Genomic DNA, 15,628 nt, shown 5'->3' on the forward strand with positions numbered 1-15,628 from the left:
CTTATTTAATCACAGTTATTGATCCTTTTTTTTCACCGGTGTCTGATTGAATGACATAGTAATATACTGGATTTACATTTTTAAAATCTATTGCTGTCTGCGGCCAATCGCCTTGATAGTTGTAAACATCAAGAACCTTTTCGCCGTTTGAACTTAGAATAATTACTTTAGTAGTAGCGTTTTTATAAGCATCTGGAATATTCCAATACGGGTTCGCACTGCTGAGCTTAATTATATTTTGAATAACTGTAGAGGGTGCTGAAGGACCTGTAACTTTAAAGCTAAATTCCTGAGAAGATATACACCCTGTGGTCTGCGAAATTTTTGCTTTATAGTTACCAGGTGCAGCTACCAAGTATGATCTTGATGTCGCTCCTGCGATTACATTTCCATTTAATGACCACTCAAACTCTGGATTAGCAGCATCTGTAGTAAGACTTACATTTACAGTTTCGCCTTCATTAAGAGCAGTAGTATCTGCAACATCTATACTTGCTGTAAATCCGTTACTTTTAAGATCAATAGATCCTGAAGCGCTGCAGCCTCCAAAATCGACATCAACTGAATAAATACCAGATTCATTTGTCGCATAAGAACGACCTACAGCATCTTTAATAGCAACTCCATTCTTTTTCCATTGATATTTGTTTCCTGCGGTTGCTGTTAAAATTGTACCTGTTCCGTTTGCGCAAAAAGGGTTTCCTAAATTTGAGTCGATTGTAACCGAAGAACCTGATGCTGAAGAACTAACTGTTACACGATTTGAATAAGAATCTGATGTACATGTACCATAGTTGGTTTCTACATAATAAACTCCATTCGTCGTAACATTATAACTAGGTCCTGAAGCTCCAGCCATAAGGGTAGGTGGCGTAGAAACACCATTATCCTTGTACCAGTTGTAAGTTAAAAAACTGTATTTTAAAGGAGAATCATTTGGAGGCGTAGTTGAATCTGGGTCAATAGTTAATAAATAACTACCGCCCGAACAAAACGTCGCCGTACCTGAAAAATTGTTTATTGTATACTGCCTGTCGTGCGCTTTATAGTAAATAGGAAAGAAATTCTTTAAACCAAAAGAAACAAATTTACCACTTGAAAAACCAGTAGTTGAAACTCTTAAACTATAATTGTCTGCGCCAACCAAATTAGATGGAACAGAAAATTTTACAGTTCTTTGACTACCTGTATCACTAACAGGAGAGGTCACTGCAGTAACAATAGTTGTAAAGTTATTTGTTGATAGTTCAACCACAAAAACTGCTTCTGGCGGAATTCCCGTATAGGTAAATGTTGCTGTGTATTCATTCCCATCAATGCTTGCACAAATTCTATCAAAAGGTAATACTTGTGGACTGATAGTTTTTACCTGCGCATAAATATTTGATTTAGTAAATAGAATTATGCTAAATAAAATAAGTAATCTGGTAAAAGAAAAAGTAATTTTTTGAATCATATAGTACGCGTTCTAGATAAGTCTATACGTTCAAAAAATAAGATGTCTATGAATGTTTCTGAAAAATCATATTTATAGTTTTCAATAATATCTTTTGCAAGAATTGAAGTTGCACTAATTAATGAATTTTCATTACAGTCTGCACTTAGATCTTTCATTTCAGCTGCAATAGTAAGGCTGTCCTTGGGGGTGGACAGCCCTGCTATAAACTGATTAGAATTCTCTAATTGACTGATCCCTGTAGCAGGATCATTTTTTTGGTTTGTCGCTTTAAACGAAGTCAAATTACACTGTGCTTCAACAGAAACTATAGCTTCTGATGTTACAGTACTTTGTGCATATAGACTTAACGATATAGGCGAAAACAAAAATATTGTATATAAAAAATACTTTTTTGTAGATTGAGCCATTATGTCTTGATCTTTATTTGGTCCGGTTGAGACGATACATAAATTGTGTCTGGGGACTTTATTAATAAAATTTACGCGTTGAAATAAAAATCGAAATCTATTTACCTATTGCCGCTTGAAGCTGTGATTTTTCCTAGTTGTAATCTAAAATCTGGTTTTTTAGCGTTGAAAATGTCAATAAATGTTTCTTTGTTGCTGCTTTGAGAATAAACGTTAAAAAATACGCTGTTTCCGTACCAGCTCTCTAAATCTTCATTATTCGAATTGTACTCTGTAAAGATATTTCCTTTACATAGGTTAAAGTACATTTCTTCAAATTTGATTTTTTTAAGGTTAGCATCATTAATCTCAGTTTTACTGTCTAACAATACAGCAGGATTAAATCCAGAGATTACACTTCTTTTCATTTCAAGAGAAGCATTTTCAGCTACATAAACAGCCTCTTTTACTAAACCTGATTGAATATCAGCATTGATGTTTTCACTGTCGTTAAGCATTGTGATGTTTGTAGCAACAACAAGCGTTTGTTTTTTAGTAAAATCTGTTTCACTTTTCTTTTCGTATGATTTTACTTCCATACAACGAGATCCGTCTTTGTTACTAGATAAATAAGATGATCTAACCGCTAATGAATTGTATAAACGACATTGAACTCCTTGAGTAAATTTATAATCGTCGTTGATTGATTTGTAAGAAACAAATTTTGTAGCATTGACATCACCTCCAAAGAAAGCAAATGAATCTCCTCCAGAGTAACTTACCATTACATTTTCTAAGATTGTTTTATTACCAACTCCAGCGATAGTTAATCCGTTGAAAGTATCAACACCTTTTACTTTTTTTCCAGCAAATTCGATTCTAACAAATCGCATAATACCAGAATTTGAAGCTGTATTATCACCGCCATAAGTAGTAAGAGTTGGGTCTAAGTCTAGGTTATAAGAACCTACATTTCCAAATTTGTTAATTGGAGCATCTCCAAGAATAACTACTCCACCCCAGTCTCCTGCTTTTTTCAGGCTTCTGTTAGAAGTAAACACAATTGGATCAGTTTCTAAACCATCAGCCATAATTTGTGCACCTTTAGTAACTACCAATGTTCCTTTTGTTTCAAAATCACCAATAATTAAAGTTCCTGGTTCAATTGTTAAAACTGCATTATTCGTAACATACACGTTACCTTGCAAAACATAAATATTCCTCTTCAGCAATTTTGTGTTAACAGAAATATTTCCTGCTAAAATTTGGTTTGCTTCTCCGTAATCTACTTTGTTAGGCTTAAATTCGGTCCAGTTGTTTAACCAATTGGTGTAGCCCATAATTCCTTTCTCTTGTTGAGCACTCATACTTGTGACTGTCAAAAAGATACAGATCAATTGAGTAATTTTTTTCATGATAAGGGGGGGTATTGGGGGTTAATAATATTTGGGTATGCGTAAATGAAAAAACTCATCTCGAGATTTTCTGGTGGTATTCAGAACATATCGAGAACGAGTTAATTTTCTTTTTTCTTTTAAAATGCTGTGAGAGCTTAAAGCTGTTCAAGCATCAAAAAAGAGATTTAAAATATTTTTATAAAAATTACATTTCGTTCAAATCGTTGAATTCGTGTAAAGATTTCAATGTACTTTCGTAAAATAAAATAGCTGCGATTAAGTTTCCTTTATCTGAATATGGCATCATTTTTCTTTGAAATTCTACTGTAGTATCTAAGAAATTTGATGTACCGACAGCCTGAGCATCTAAAACTTTTTTGTGTTCGTTATCGTCTGGAATACCTAAGTCTGCCATTGTAACACCCGGCTTTGTAACCAACGCAATGTAAGGGAGAGTTTTTACTAATACTTTAATTCGCTCAATGTATAATTCTAACAATTCCCCTTTTTGCATACCACTCAATTCTTTTTGATCGTGATATTTACGAATAAGAGCTGTCGTACTAATTATACTTCTTGGAGCGTTCTTTGCCTGAGCCGAAGCAGCTGCAGTTGTCAAGATAAAAAATGCACTTAATAAAATAATTTTCCCTTTCATAAATTCTTATTAAATAATTGGTTGTTGATGAAAACAAAAATATAGAAATTAACTTAAATTGCAACTTTATTGATTTGTTTTTTCAAAAAAAAAGCTTAAAAAAAGCTTAAAAACCAGCGTTATGTCGAGAAAATGTGCGTTTTAACGTGCTTTCTGTTAAAATTGTTAAAATCCAAACCGTAAGATTTAAGCCATAAAATTTAGAGTAAAATCTACTCTAAATAACCAAAAAAAGCATACGATTGTCGTTTTTTCAAAAAAAATATTAACAAAAAAGTCTTTATATTTACTAACATGAACAATTTTATTAACAAAAGTTCGTTAGCAAACCGCAAATATTTTTATAAAAATCCATCAGAATCTCATAAATTAAAGCTGCCGTATAAACTTTATCTGGAAAATTTTTGACTACATCATTTTCTTCTATCTTTGCCTCATGCAATTTTCACAAATTTTAGGTCAGGATTACATCAAAAGCCATTTAATAAAAAGCGCATCTTCTGGACGAATTCCGCATGCTCAATTATTCATCGGCCCTGAAGGAAGCGGTACATTATCGACTGCAATTGCTTATGCGCAGTATATTTTGTGTAATAACACCGGGAACGAAAATGAAAACGGTAACGATTCCTGCAACCTAAAATTTCAAAACATCTCGCATCCCGATCTGCATTTTATTTACCCAACGGTTACTACCGAAGATGTAAAAACCAAACCAAAAAGCTTAGACTTTATTCAAGATTGGCGAACTTTCATTCACGAAATGCCATACGGCGGTTTGTTCGACTGGTATAAAATTCTTGGTGTTCAAAACAAACAAGGAGAAATAAGAGTCGAAGATGCTCAAGAAGTTTTAAAATCACTTTCGCTAAAATCATACGAAGGCGGTTATAAAATTATGATTATCTGGATGGCAGATAAGATGAATATTGCAGCCTCAAACAAGCTGTTAAAGCTTCTAGAAGAACCCTCAGATAAAACAATTTTTATCCTAATTTCTGAAAACGAAGAAGATATTATTCAAACCATACGTTCTCGTTGTCAAGTAATTCACTTTAACGGACTGCCGGAAAAAGTAATTGCCGAAGCTTTAATTTCAAAAGAAAATCTAGACGAAAAATCAGCTTTTAAAATTGCACATCAAGCACAAGGAAATTTCAATAAAGCACTTCATTTACTCAAAGAAGATGATTCTGAATATCCTTTTGAACAATGGTTTGTCAATTGGGTTCGTGCTGCTTTCCGAGCAAAAGGAAATGCTGCCGCAATTCAGGATTTAATTTCTTGGAGCGAAGAAATTGCAGGACTTGGACGCGAAAGTCAAAAGAAATTTATTCAGTTTTGTATTGAAATGTTTCGTCAAGCTCTTTTGCTTAACTACCAAGCACCAACTTTGGTTTACATTGAACCTAAAGTAGAAAAATTTAAACTGGAAAATTTTGCGCCTTTTGTAAACGGCAATAATATTCATGAAATTTTCAAAGAACTTTCAGATGCGATGTATCACATTGAAAGAAACGGAAATGCAAAAATAATCTTAACCGATTTATCTATAAAACTGACTCGTTTAATTCACAAAAAATAATTTTCAGATGAATAATGCCGCCTCTATTTTATTACTAGCATTTTTAGCCATAACTTTTTTACAATCAGGCTATGAAAAGATTTTTTATTGGAAAGATAATGTTGAATGGCTTAAAGGTCATTTTGCCAAAACACCTCTAAAAAACCAAGTTCCTCTTGCTTTGTTTCATTTATTAATTTTAGAATTAATTTCTGGTGTTTTATGTGTAGTTGGAGCAATTCAATTATTAACAAACAGCGGCCGAGAATACGGCTTTTATGGCGCAATTTTCTCTTGTATTTGTTTGTTAATGATGCTTTTCGGACAGCGATTAGCAAAAGATTATGATGGTGCAAGAACCATCGTAATTTATTTTATTCCTGCTGTAATGGCAGTTTATTGGTTGAATTAATCGACCGCAATTTTAAAAAAAGTAAGCCGCAATTTAAAAGGTTTTTAAATCTGGAAACCGCGGCAAGAAAATAAAATTTTATCAAAAAATGAATGCAAAACATCCTTCAGAATCCTTAACTATTTTAACCGATTTGGTTTTACCAAGTGAAACAAATCCTTTAAACAATCTATTTGGCGGTGAGTTACTTGCCCGTATGGATCGTGCAGCAAGTATTGCGGCGCGCAGACATTCTCGCCGAATTGTAGTAACGGCATCTGTAAATCACGTTGCTTTCAATAGAGCTATATCATTAGGAAGTGTTGTAACTGTTGAAGCAAAAGTATCAAGATCTTTCAAAAGTTCGATGGAAGTTTTCATTGATGTTTGGGTAGAAGATCGTGAATCTGGCAGCAGAACAAAAGCAAACGAAGCCATTTATACTTTTGTTGCAGTTGATGATACAGGAAGACCTGTTGAAGTACCGCCAATCACGCCAGAAACAGAACTTGAAATACAACGTTTTGATGCTGCTTTGCGTCGTAAACAGCTGAGTTTGGTTCTTGCTGGAAAAATGAAACCGTCTGATGCCACAGAATTAAAGGCTTTATTTTTATAATAAAATTTGTTACAATTTGTGACAATCTGAGTCACTCAAACTTCAAAAAAAAGAAGTATTTTTACCAAATTACAAGCCTAAAAAATAAAAATCAGGACGCCGTTTACTCTTTTTGATTTTTATTAAAAAGAAACAAAATAACAATTTTAGACAAAAGAAAAAGATGAGTTCAGACAAAGAAGCCAAATTAAAAGCGTTACAATTAACGCTTGATAAACTTGACAAAACCTACGGAAAAGGAACCGTAATGAAAATGGGCGATAAAGCCATCGTGGAGGTAGAAACGATTTCTTCTGGCTCACTTGGCGTTGATTTAGCTCTTGGAGTTAATGGATATCCAAAAGGAAGAATTATTGAAATATACGGTCCAGAATCATCTGGTAAGACCACATTAACTTTACACGCTATTGCCGAAGCTCAAAAAGCGGGCGGAATTGCTGCTTTTATAGATGCTGAACATGCTTTTGATAGAAACTATGCTGAAAAATTAGGTGTAGATATCGAAAACCTAATCATCTCACAACCAGACAACGGAGAGCAGGCTTTAGAAATTGCCGAAAACTTGATTCGTTCTGGAGCTATAGACATTGTTGTTATTGACTCTGTTGCTGCCTTAACTCCAAAAAGTGAAATTGAAGGTGAAATGGGAGATTCTAAAATGGGACTTCACGCACGTTTAATGTCGCAGGCTTTAAGAAAATTAACTGGAACAATCAGTAAAACAAACTGTACTGTTTTCTTCATCAACCAATTACGTGAAAAAATTGGTGTAATGTTCGGAAATCCTGAAACTACAACTGGTGGTAATGCATTAAAGTTCTATGCTTCTGTTCGTTTAGATATTCGCCGTTCTTCTCAAATTAAAGACGGTGAGAACGTTATTGGAAACAGAACCAAAGTTAAAATCGTTAAAAACAAAGTTGCTCCGCCTTTTAAAACTGCCGAATTCGACATTATGTACGGAGAAGGAGTTTCTAAAACTGGTGAAATTCTTGACTTAGCGGTTGAATTTGAAATCGTTAAAAAAGCTGGATCTTGGTTTAGTTACGGAGACACAAAATTAGGACAAGGCCGTGATGCTGTAAAAGCCTTAATTAAAGATAATCCAGAATTAGCTGATGAATTAGAAGTAAAAATTAAAGCACACATCAAAGAATTAGCTAATGCTTAAATAATTATAAATCTGTAATTTATAGATTTATTCTCTATAACCCGACAAGTTTAAAACCTGTCGGGTTTTTTATTTTCAAAAAAAGCAAAAAAACAACGCAACCATTTACAAATAAACCCATCTAATAAATAAATTAATATTGGGGCAGGTATTGCCATAAATACCTATTCAATGGTTTTTAGAATAAATTTGGTTGGTTAAGGTACAAATCCGTTAGTTTTTGGCTGACGGATTTTATCCTTTTTATTTTTTTTCATTCTTTGACGCAACCTTTTTCATTTTTTACTATCTACTATAATGTGACGTTAACTGAGTTTTAAACTCTTTATTACCAACCTTATAATATTTTAACCATGAAAGAGAAAATAGAAGTGTTGTACAGTAAAAACCGAAAAAAAACCAAATTGAAATTTAAAAAAGTGCTCCGTTTTATCTCAGAAAAAATAATTCATAGATAAACTTCTTTAAATACAAAAGGATGTTTTTAATTCAAAAAGAAAACCCGATATTCTTAAAGCTGGAATATCGGGTTTTGTATGTATTATTTCTTAGAATCTTTTTTCTCAAACTCTAACAGTTCCTTGTAAATCAATTGTCTGACTTTATCTCTAAGCTCTTTTCGGTTTTCAGAAGTCAGCCCATTCGTTTCAACAAAAGGCAAAACTTTTACTCTCATTTTTCCTGGACTGCCGCTAAAAAAAGTATACGAAAAACGTTCTTTATTGTCAGGATACACGATTGGAACAATCGGAATTTGATGGTCAATTGCCAGTCTAAAAGCGCCGTCTTTAAACTCATCCAGTAAAATACTTTCGTCATCTGGAACTCCGCCTTCAGGAAAAATACAAATACTTAAACCTTGATTTAAACGACTCTGAGCACGTTTAAAAACCTCATTTTTGCTTCGAGAAGAATTTCTGTCTACCAAAATACAAGTTCTTTTATAGAAAAAACCAAACAACGGAATTTTTACAAGCTCTTTTTTTCCCACAAAAACAAAAGGATTTTTTATGATCGCAAGCGTCAGCATGATGTCTGTCATCGAAGTATGATTAGCAACAATCATGTAGCTTTTGTGCTTAATGAGTTTCTGTTCGCGCTTTACTTTGTAATAAAAACCCATGCCGTAAAGAATGAATTTAGCCCAAATGCGGGCCATTTTAAAGAAATAGGGATAACCTTTCTCTGAGAGAATAGAAATCACTAAAAACGGCAGCATAATCACTATAGGAATAGCCATTAAAACATAAAACCAAATACGCCATAAAATCCAAAAAACAATTTTAAATCCTTTCATGGTTTCAAATGTAAGAAAACAGAAGTGAATTTAGATTTTTAGAGTATTAGATTTTTAGAATATTAGACTTTTCTAAAAAATAAAACTTTAAAACAGCCCATATCTTCAATAAACTTTGTGGACATTGCGAAAAACTTTGCGAACTTTGCGGTTAAAAAAAATAAACTTGCAATCTTTGTGGTTGAAAGAATAAGAAAAAACAAGAATGGCAAAAATACTTACTGGTGTTCAGAGTACTGGAACGCCACACTTAGGCAATTTATTGGGAGCGATTATCCCTGCAGTTGAGTTATCGAATAATCCAGCAAACGAATCTTATTTGTTTATAGCTGATTTACATTCGATTACACAAATTAAAGATGGTAAAACTTTAAGAGAAAACACATATAGTACTGCAGCTGCTTGGCTTGCCTGTGGTTTAAATCCTGATAAAGTTACCTTTTACAGACAGTCTGATGTGGCTCAAACAACTGAATTGACTTGGTATTTAAGCTGTTTTTTCCCTTTTCAACGTTTGACTTTAGCGCATTCTTTTAAAGACAAAGCAGATCGTTTAGATGATGTAAACGCTGGACTTTTTACATATCCAATGTTAATGGCGGCTGATATTTTACTTTATGATGCAGAATTTGTTCCAGTTGGAAAAGATCAGATGCAGCATTTAGAAATCACTCGTGACGTCGCTTCTCGTTTCAATCATCAAATGGGTGAAACCTTTGTAATTCCTGAAGTTAAAATTCAAGAAAACAGTATGTTAATTCCTGGAACGAATGGTGGAAAAATGAGTAAATCTGCCAATAATATTATCAATATTTTTCTTGATGATAAAGTTTTACGCAAACAGGTTATGAGTATTGAAACTGACAGTACTCCGCTTGAAGATCCTAAAAATCCAGATACTTGTAATGCCTTTGCTATCTATTCACTATTAGGAACAGAAGAACAAATTGCCGAAATGAGAGCCAATTATTTAGGCGGAAATTACGGTTATGGTCATGCCAAACAAGCTTTGTTTGAATTAATTACAGAAAAATTTAAAACAGAAAGAGAAAAATACAATTACTACATAAACAATCTTGACGAAGTTGATGCGCTATTGAAAAAAGGTGCAGCAAAAGCTTCTGTTGTTGCTGACGGCGTTTTGGCCAAAGTAAGAGATGTTCTTGGGTTTCAAAAATAATTTATCAAGCCTAACAGATTTAAAAAACCTGTTAGGCTTTTTATTTTAAACCGCTTCAAACAATTTCCCCGGCAAAGGTCTTACTACACCTTTCAACTCCATATTTAAAAGCGTTCCCGATAATTTGAATAATGGCAGATCACATTCTATCGCTATTATATCCAGTAATTCCTTACCATTTTTAAGCAAAAAGTCATAAATCTTCTGTTCGCACTCATCTAAATCTACAAACAATTGTTTCTGTACTGTTTTTGGCTTGTTTTCGACGTCCCAATTCAAAATATAAACCAAATCGGCAGCAGAGGTTAAAACGTTTGCTTTTTGCGTTTTTATGAGGTTATTACAGCCTTGACTGTATTTATCAGTTACACGTCCTGGCACAGCAAATACATCCCGATTATAATCATTGGCTAAATTGGCCGTAATAAGTGATCCTCCCTTATCTGCAGATTCTATCACAATTGTAGCTTCACTCATTCCAGCAACAATGCGGTTTCGCCGAACAAAATTTTCTTTATCAGGATTTGATGAGCTCCAAAATTCAGTAATAAAACCACCATTTTCCTCCATTTTGGTCATGTACTTTTTATGTGTCTTCGGGTAAACTTGATTTAAACCGTGAGCTAAAACTCCAATTGTCTGCAAATTGTTTTCAATCGCCAACTGATGCGCCACAATATCAACACCATAAGCAAAACCACTAACAATTACAGGATCTAAAGGCACAAGATCTTCAATCAACTTTCTACAAAATTCAGTTCCATATGATGTAATCTGACGTGTACCTACTATGCTGATAATCTTTCTCCTTTCTAAATTTATATTACCCGAAGAAAAAATCAAAACTGGAGAATCGATACAATGTTTAAGTCTTTCCGGATAATCATCATCTTGAAAAAAAGAAACTTTCAAACCATCCGCGTTTATAAATTCAAGTTCCTTACTGGCTTTTTCAAATATTGTTTTGTCTTTCAAATTTTTCATTAAAACGCTTCCAACACCATCGATAACAGCAATTTGATTTGATTTAGCTTTAAAAATAGCTTCAGCATTTCCAAAATTAGAAAGCAGTTTTTTAGCCATTATATCCCCTACACCATCCACCTTCATTAAGGCTAATAAATAAAACAATTCTTGGTCTGACATCTCTTTAAAACATTATGTAAAATAGAAATAAAAATTAAAGCAATTTAATCGTACAAATATGAATAAAATAAAGTAATTTCTTAATAAATATTTAAATTTAACTTTCGGCGGCTTCAATAAAAACACAACTAAATTTCTTAAATTACTGAAAACGAATTGTCTATAAAAAAAGCCGAATTGTTAATAAAAATTGTGAATAAAATTTTGATAACTATATTCATTACCTAACTTTGTTTTTATGAAAATCGAAACTTACATCGCACAGTTATTGTATCGTTATCAGTGTGTAACGGTTCCAGGGTTTGGAGCATTTTTAACCGAAATTCAATCGGCACAGCTTAATGAAAGCACAAATTCATTTTTTCCACCAAAAAAAATGATCTCTTTCAACAGCCATCTTAAAAACAATGATGGACTGTTGGCTAATCATATTTCACATGCAGAAAGTACAACCTATGGTTTTGCTGTAAATGCGATTGCTGCTGAAGTTCAGAGTTGGAAAAAAACACTGGAAGAAAATGGAGTTATAAGTTTAAAAAACATTGGTGAAATCCGTCTTAATTCTGAAAGCAATATCATTTTTACACCAAATGATCAAACTAACTTTTTAACAACATCGTTTGGATTAAGTCCGTTTGTTTCGCCTTTGATTAAGAAAGAGAATTTTGAGCAAAAACTGGAACAGCTTGAAAAAGAAAGCGTTTCGCTATATGAAAATGAAGAAGGAAGATCATCAAGAACTTTCTTAAGATATGCTGCTATTTTTGTACTAGGATTAGGAATTACTGGAAGCATTGGTTACCCACTTTACCAAAATCAAATTGCAGCACAAACTCTTGTTGTAGAAGGTGTTGTTCAGAAAAAAGTTCAAAGCAAAATACAAGAAGCTACTTTTTTTATTGAAAATCCTTTACCTGCTGTAACCCTTTCAGTTGATTCAGCAAAAGTAGAAGCTCCAGCAGAAAAAGTAATGCCATACCATATTATGGCAGGCGCTTTTAGAAGTGAACAAAATGCAAGAAAAGCTTACAACCAATTGATAAAAGATGGTTATCAAGCTAGAATGCTTGGAGAAAATAAACACGGCTTATTCCCTGTTTTATATGGAAGTTACGCTACCATGAATGAAGCTCAAAAAGCTCAAAAAGAAATACAAAAAGGTGAAAATCCAGATGCCTGGATTCTCGTTGAAAATCTATAAAAATCTTAAAATCCTATTCTTTACGAATAGGATTTTTTTTTGTTTAACGTGGAACAATTTTTGCGTCTTGAGAAAGAATCACTTTCTCTCCCTGATAAATAGTTAATCTTGCCGGCGGAGAATCTTTTTCGCCTAAAACAATTATGGCACATTCATAAACAAACTTATCTTTTTTGAACTCATACTGATGGTTTCCGCCGCTTCCTTCTAAAACCAAATTTCCGCCGTATAGTATTAAATCAGGCTTCTCGGTCATTTTTTTGTTAATTGACCATGACACATAACGATAATTATTCTTGCCTAAATCATCAATTCGAATTCTAAATTTAGCTGTTTCTAAAATGCAGATCGGCGTTTGAAAAAATGCAATACTAGGATCCAGCTCTTTTTTTTGTGCAGCAATTAATTTCTTTTTTAAATCTATTTCAAACTTTGATTGATAATTTACTGCCGTCAAATTTCCATCAATATCCAGCCAAATACTTCCTTGATTTAGCATTAATCCGCGCCAGCCCATATCAGACCAATTTTTTTTAGGATCAGATTTAATAATTTCATTTTTTAAAACAGTATCAAATACTTCTGAATAACGTTTTAAAAATTCTTCTTTGTTTTCAATATCTTGTATAGGATATTCACGCTTAAGCGGATAGGAGACAAATGCAGCAAGAGCCTCTTTATTGTCGCTTTTTACATTGGTAATAAATCTATTTACAAAAACCTGCGATTCTGGTTTAATGTCTTGCGAATGAACAAAACCAATGCAAAAAAACATTAATACAACAAATACATTTACTGTTTTCATGTTCTATTTTTTTAATTAATTATAAATCATGATAGTTACAATCAATTATAAAAATAGTTAATTTATGCTGGCTTTAAACATTTTAAGTTCATCCCAGCTAAATTCATCACCGTGTTTTTCTTTCAAACCATTAAGCGATTCTTCTTGATAAAACTGAAAAGCTTCACGCAGCGCAAGGATTTTGTCGTAAGGAAGAACATCAGAAATATCAACTTTCTTGGCCTGTATCAATTTTACCAAATGCATTTCGACCGTTTGAACTGTCAATTTTCTAAGTCTCGCAATATCTTCAACAGAGTTTTTTTCCAGCCATAGTTCGTGAGTTTCTTCTACAGTGGTCTTTTTTGGGCCTTTTTCGGCCGTTTTATCCACTTTTTTAGAAATATAACGCGTTACTGGCTCTTCGACCTGAAACATGTCTGTATTCGCCATTTTAAAGTCTTCTTTTATTTTGGAAACTTTATCTGTTTTATAATTTTTTATCGCTGGCGAAGTTAATTTCTCTTTGCAAATTGTTTCACGGGAAACTACTACTTCGATCAGTAATTTTGCTTTCATCAAACGCAGAACTGCTTTTGTTTGTAAATCATCGAGCAGTGCTAATTCTTCATAAAATTCCTTTACTTTTTTAAATTTCTGAATTTCGGCCATTTTACTCAAAAGATCCGTAACTAATTTATCCATAGGCTTAAAAAAGTAATCATAAGCCGCTGTAACTCTTTCCTGCACAAACAACAAATCAACAGTTTCTTTACTGAATATTTTATTAAGCTGCTGCACAAATTTTTCTGACGGATTTATAAGAGAATCTATTGTTTCTAAGCGCTTATGAGCCCAAGCAGAATGCTTAGATTTTTCGGAACTAGCGGCATTTTCATTATAACTAAAACGATGATTGCGCCATTCCTGCGCTAAATCTGCCCAATTGAAACTATTAATCAAATAGTTATGAATAAAATTTTTGGTTTCAAAATGAAGCGAATTCTTCAAAACATCTTCAGTTGCTTTGTTCAAAGCATAATCCATTACATCCTGATCGTTGGAAAGACCATTCATTTGTATCGGAGAAAGCAAAATAAGCCCATTTAAGGACGTTAATCGCGATAATGCCACATATGCCTGCCCAGGCAGAAAAACTTGCGATACATCGAGCGCAGCTTTCTCAAAAGTTAATCCCTGACTTTTATGCACGGTAATTGCCCAAGCCAATTTTAAAGGATAATGTGCAAATGTGCCTAAAACCTCTTCTTCAATTTCTTTTGTGAGTTCGTTTACTTTGTATCGAATATTTTTCCATTCGTACTTTTCAACTTCAATCGTTTTGTTTTCCTCAGGAAAATGAACAAAAATTTCTTCGGGCGAAAGTGACTTGATAACGCCCATTTTTCCATTGAAATAACGTTTTTCGAAAGACAAATCGTTTTTAACAAACATGACCTGTGCTCCCACTTTAAGTTTTAAGCTTTCTTCGACAGGAAATATTTTTTCTGGGAAATCTCCAACTACAAAAGGCTGATACGTGAACTCATTTCCTAATAAGTCACTGATTGCCTGTTCGTTAATAGTATCTGCCTTTGCATTATGCGTTGTAAGTGTTATAAAACCAGGATTGTTTTTTAAATCAAAATCAGGCTTAACGTATTGATTTAGAACCTCTACATCTTCTTTTGTAATTTGATTATTGCGCAGATTATTTAAGACCGAAATAAAAACATCATCACTCTGACGATAAATTTTAGATAATTCAATATATATTGGCGGATTCTGCGTAATAACGTGAGAATGAAAAAAGAATTTTCCTTTGTAATAATTGCGAAGTGTGCGCCATTCTTCATCCCGAATTACTGGCGGTAATTGCAATAAATCTCCAATAAAAAGTACTTGAACCCCACCAAAAGCCTTAGTGTTTTTACGAACTGTCTGCATCATAAAATCGATAGCATCCAGTAAATCAGCACGCAACATACTGACTTCATCAATTATCAACAATTCCATATTCCGAATCACGTTTCGCTTAACGTTATTCATCTTAAAATGCCTGCGCAGAGATTCTTTATTTTCAAACTTTACGGTTTCTGTAAACTGAGAACTTTCTTGATAAGTGGGTAAAAAAGCTGAAAACGGCAGTTGAAACATCGAATGAATTGTTACACCGCCGGCATTAAGCGCAGCAATTCCTGTAGGAGCCACAACAACAGTATTTTTATGTGTAGTCGCAATAATTTCGCGCAATAAAGTCGTTTTTCCTGTACCGGCTTTACCAGTTAAAAAGATCGATTTTTGCGTCTGATTTATAAATTGCAAGGTGTAAGCTGCAGCTTCTGAAACGTTTTGCATTAGGCGGGTATTAAAGG

General features: G+C 33.4%; 14 protein-coding genes. 6 read left to right on the plus strand and 8 right to left on the minus strand.

Translation table 11 applies throughout. From position 1 onward, the window contains the following. Nucleotide 1: 1 nt before the first annotated feature. The 4 genes from sprC to B0A75_RS06555 all read right to left on the minus strand — a co-directional run bounded on the left by sprC (nt 2) and on the right by B0A75_RS06555 (nt 3,900). Complete coding sequence (gene sprC, locus B0A75_RS06540) at nt 2-1,456, minus strand: gliding motility protein SprC (protein ID WP_089053494.1); 1,455 nt, start codon at nt 1,454-1,456, stop codon at nt 2-4. Beyond that, a complete protein-coding gene (locus B0A75_RS06545; RefSeq protein ID WP_089053495.1) occupies nt 1,453-1,866 on the minus strand; it encodes a hypothetical protein in 414 nt (137 codons plus the stop codon). The genes sprC and B0A75_RS06545 overlap by 4 nt, the downstream gene beginning before the upstream one ends. 101 nt (nt 1,867-1,967) lie before the next feature. Then, on the minus strand, nt 1,968-3,260 hold the full coding sequence (locus B0A75_RS06550) for a hypothetical protein (RefSeq protein ID WP_089053496.1): 1,293 nt from the start codon (nt 3,258-3,260) through the stop codon (nt 1,968-1,970). 187 nt (nt 3,261-3,447) lie between these two features. Then, on the minus strand, nt 3,448-3,900 hold the full coding sequence (locus B0A75_RS06555; RefSeq protein ID WP_089053497.1) for a hypothetical protein: 453 nt from the start codon (nt 3,898-3,900) through the stop codon (nt 3,448-3,450). A 436-nt stretch (nt 3,901-4,336) separates the two neighbouring features. On the opposite strand from B0A75_RS06555, the gene B0A75_RS06560 reads away from it, so the two are divergent. From B0A75_RS06560 to recA, 4 genes are all read left to right on the plus strand, one after another. After that, complete coding sequence (locus B0A75_RS06560) at nt 4,337-5,485, plus strand: DNA polymerase III subunit (RefSeq protein ID WP_089053498.1); 1,149 nt, start codon at nt 4,337-4,339, stop codon at nt 5,483-5,485. Nucleotides 5,486-5,492: 7 nt separating this feature from the next. Next, on the plus strand, nt 5,493-5,876 hold the full coding sequence (locus B0A75_RS06565; protein ID WP_089053499.1) for a DoxX family protein: 384 nt from the start codon (nt 5,493-5,495) through the stop codon (nt 5,874-5,876). A gap of 88 nt (nt 5,877-5,964) precedes the next feature. Continuing rightward, entirely contained in the window at nt 5,965-6,474 is a 510-nt protein-coding gene (locus B0A75_RS06570; RefSeq protein ID WP_089053500.1) for an acyl-CoA thioesterase, read from the plus strand. A 163-nt stretch (nt 6,475-6,637) separates the two neighbouring features. Beyond that, nucleotides 6,638-7,645: a recombinase RecA gene (gene recA / locus B0A75_RS06575; protein WP_089053501.1), complete on the plus strand. Its 1,008-nt coding sequence runs from the start codon at nt 6,638-6,640 to the stop codon at nt 7,643-7,645. Nucleotides 7,646-8,186: 541 nt separating this feature from the next. Here recA and B0A75_RS06580 read toward each other — a convergent pair. Continuing rightward, a complete protein-coding gene (locus tag B0A75_RS06580) occupies nt 8,187-8,942 on the minus strand; it encodes a lysophospholipid acyltransferase family protein (protein ID WP_089053502.1) in 756 nt (251 codons plus the stop codon). 205 nt (nt 8,943-9,147) lie between these two features. Between B0A75_RS06580 and trpS the strand changes: the two genes are divergently transcribed. Beyond that, nucleotides 9,148-10,122, plus strand: a complete 975-nt coding sequence (gene trpS / locus B0A75_RS06585) for a tryptophan--tRNA ligase (RefSeq protein WP_089053503.1) — start codon at nt 9,148-9,150, stop codon at nt 10,120-10,122. A gap of 45 nt (nt 10,123-10,167) precedes the next feature. Here trpS and dprA read toward each other — a convergent pair whose 3' ends face one another. Beyond that, on the minus strand, nt 10,168-11,268 hold the full coding sequence (gene dprA, locus B0A75_RS06590; protein WP_089053504.1) for a DNA-processing protein DprA: 1,101 nt from the start codon (nt 11,266-11,268) through the stop codon (nt 10,168-10,170). Between the two features lie 238 nt (nt 11,269-11,506). Between dprA and B0A75_RS06595 the strand changes: the two genes are divergently transcribed. Next, complete coding sequence (locus tag B0A75_RS06595; protein ID WP_089053505.1) at nt 11,507-12,469, plus strand: HU domain-containing protein; 963 nt, start codon at nt 11,507-11,509, stop codon at nt 12,467-12,469. A gap of 43 nt (nt 12,470-12,512) precedes the next feature. Here the strand turns inward: B0A75_RS06595 and B0A75_RS06600 are convergent, their stop codons facing one another. Together B0A75_RS06600 and B0A75_RS06605 are read right to left on the minus strand one after the other, a co-directional pair. After that, a complete protein-coding gene (locus B0A75_RS06600) occupies nt 12,513-13,274 on the minus strand; it encodes a hypothetical protein (RefSeq protein WP_089053506.1) in 762 nt (253 codons plus the stop codon). A 57-nt stretch (nt 13,275-13,331) separates the two neighbouring features. Next, nucleotides 13,332-15,611: a helix-turn-helix domain-containing protein gene (locus B0A75_RS06605; protein ID WP_089053507.1), complete on the minus strand. Its 2,280-nt coding sequence runs from the start codon at nt 15,609-15,611 to the stop codon at nt 13,332-13,334. Nucleotides 15,612-15,628: the final 17 nt, after the last annotated feature.

It is taken from the genome of Flavobacterium oncorhynchi (assembly GCF_002217355.1).
Taxonomy (GTDB): Bacteria; Bacteroidota; Bacteroidia; order Flavobacteriales; family Flavobacteriaceae; genus Flavobacterium; species Flavobacterium oncorhynchi.

Excerpts from the sequence above, each read along its gene's own strand:
- sprC (WP_089053494.1), bottom strand. The coding sequence starts at position 1,456 with ATGATTCAAAAAATTACTTTTTCTTTTACCAGATTACTTATTTTATTT.
- B0A75_RS06545 (WP_089053495.1), bottom strand. The coding sequence starts at position 1,866 with ATGGCTCAATCTACAAAAAAGTATTTTTTATATACAATATTTTTGTTT.
- B0A75_RS06550 (WP_089053496.1), bottom strand. The coding sequence starts at position 3,260 with ATGAAAAAAATTACTCAATTGATCTGTATCTTTTTGACAGTCACAAGT.
- B0A75_RS06555 (WP_089053497.1), bottom strand. The coding sequence starts at position 3,900 with ATGAAAGGGAAAATTATTTTATTAAGTGCATTTTTTATCTTGACAACT.
- B0A75_RS06560 (WP_089053498.1), top strand. The coding sequence starts at position 4,337 with ATGCAATTTTCACAAATTTTAGGTCAGGATTACATCAAAAGCCATTTA.
- B0A75_RS06565 (WP_089053499.1), top strand. The coding sequence starts at position 5,493 with ATGAATAATGCCGCCTCTATTTTATTACTAGCATTTTTAGCCATAACT.
- B0A75_RS06570 (WP_089053500.1), top strand. The coding sequence starts at position 5,965 with ATGAATGCAAAACATCCTTCAGAATCCTTAACTATTTTAACCGATTTG.
- recA (WP_089053501.1), top strand. The coding sequence starts at position 6,638 with ATGAGTTCAGACAAAGAAGCCAAATTAAAAGCGTTACAATTAACGCTT.
- B0A75_RS06580 (WP_089053502.1), bottom strand. The coding sequence starts at position 8,942 with ATGAAAGGATTTAAAATTGTTTTTTGGATTTTATGGCGTATTTGGTTT.
- trpS (WP_089053503.1), top strand. The coding sequence starts at position 9,148 with ATGGCAAAAATACTTACTGGTGTTCAGAGTACTGGAACGCCACACTTA.
- dprA (WP_089053504.1), bottom strand. The coding sequence starts at position 11,268 with ATGTCAGACCAAGAATTGTTTTATTTATTAGCCTTAATGAAGGTGGAT.
- B0A75_RS06595 (WP_089053505.1), top strand. The coding sequence starts at position 11,507 with ATGAAAATCGAAACTTACATCGCACAGTTATTGTATCGTTATCAGTGT.
- B0A75_RS06600 (WP_089053506.1), bottom strand. The coding sequence starts at position 13,274 with ATGAAAACAGTAAATGTATTTGTTGTATTAATGTTTTTTTGCATTGGT.
- B0A75_RS06605 (WP_089053507.1), bottom strand. The coding sequence starts at position 15,611 with ATGCAAAACGTTTCAGAAGCTGCAGCTTACACCTTGCAATTTATAAAT.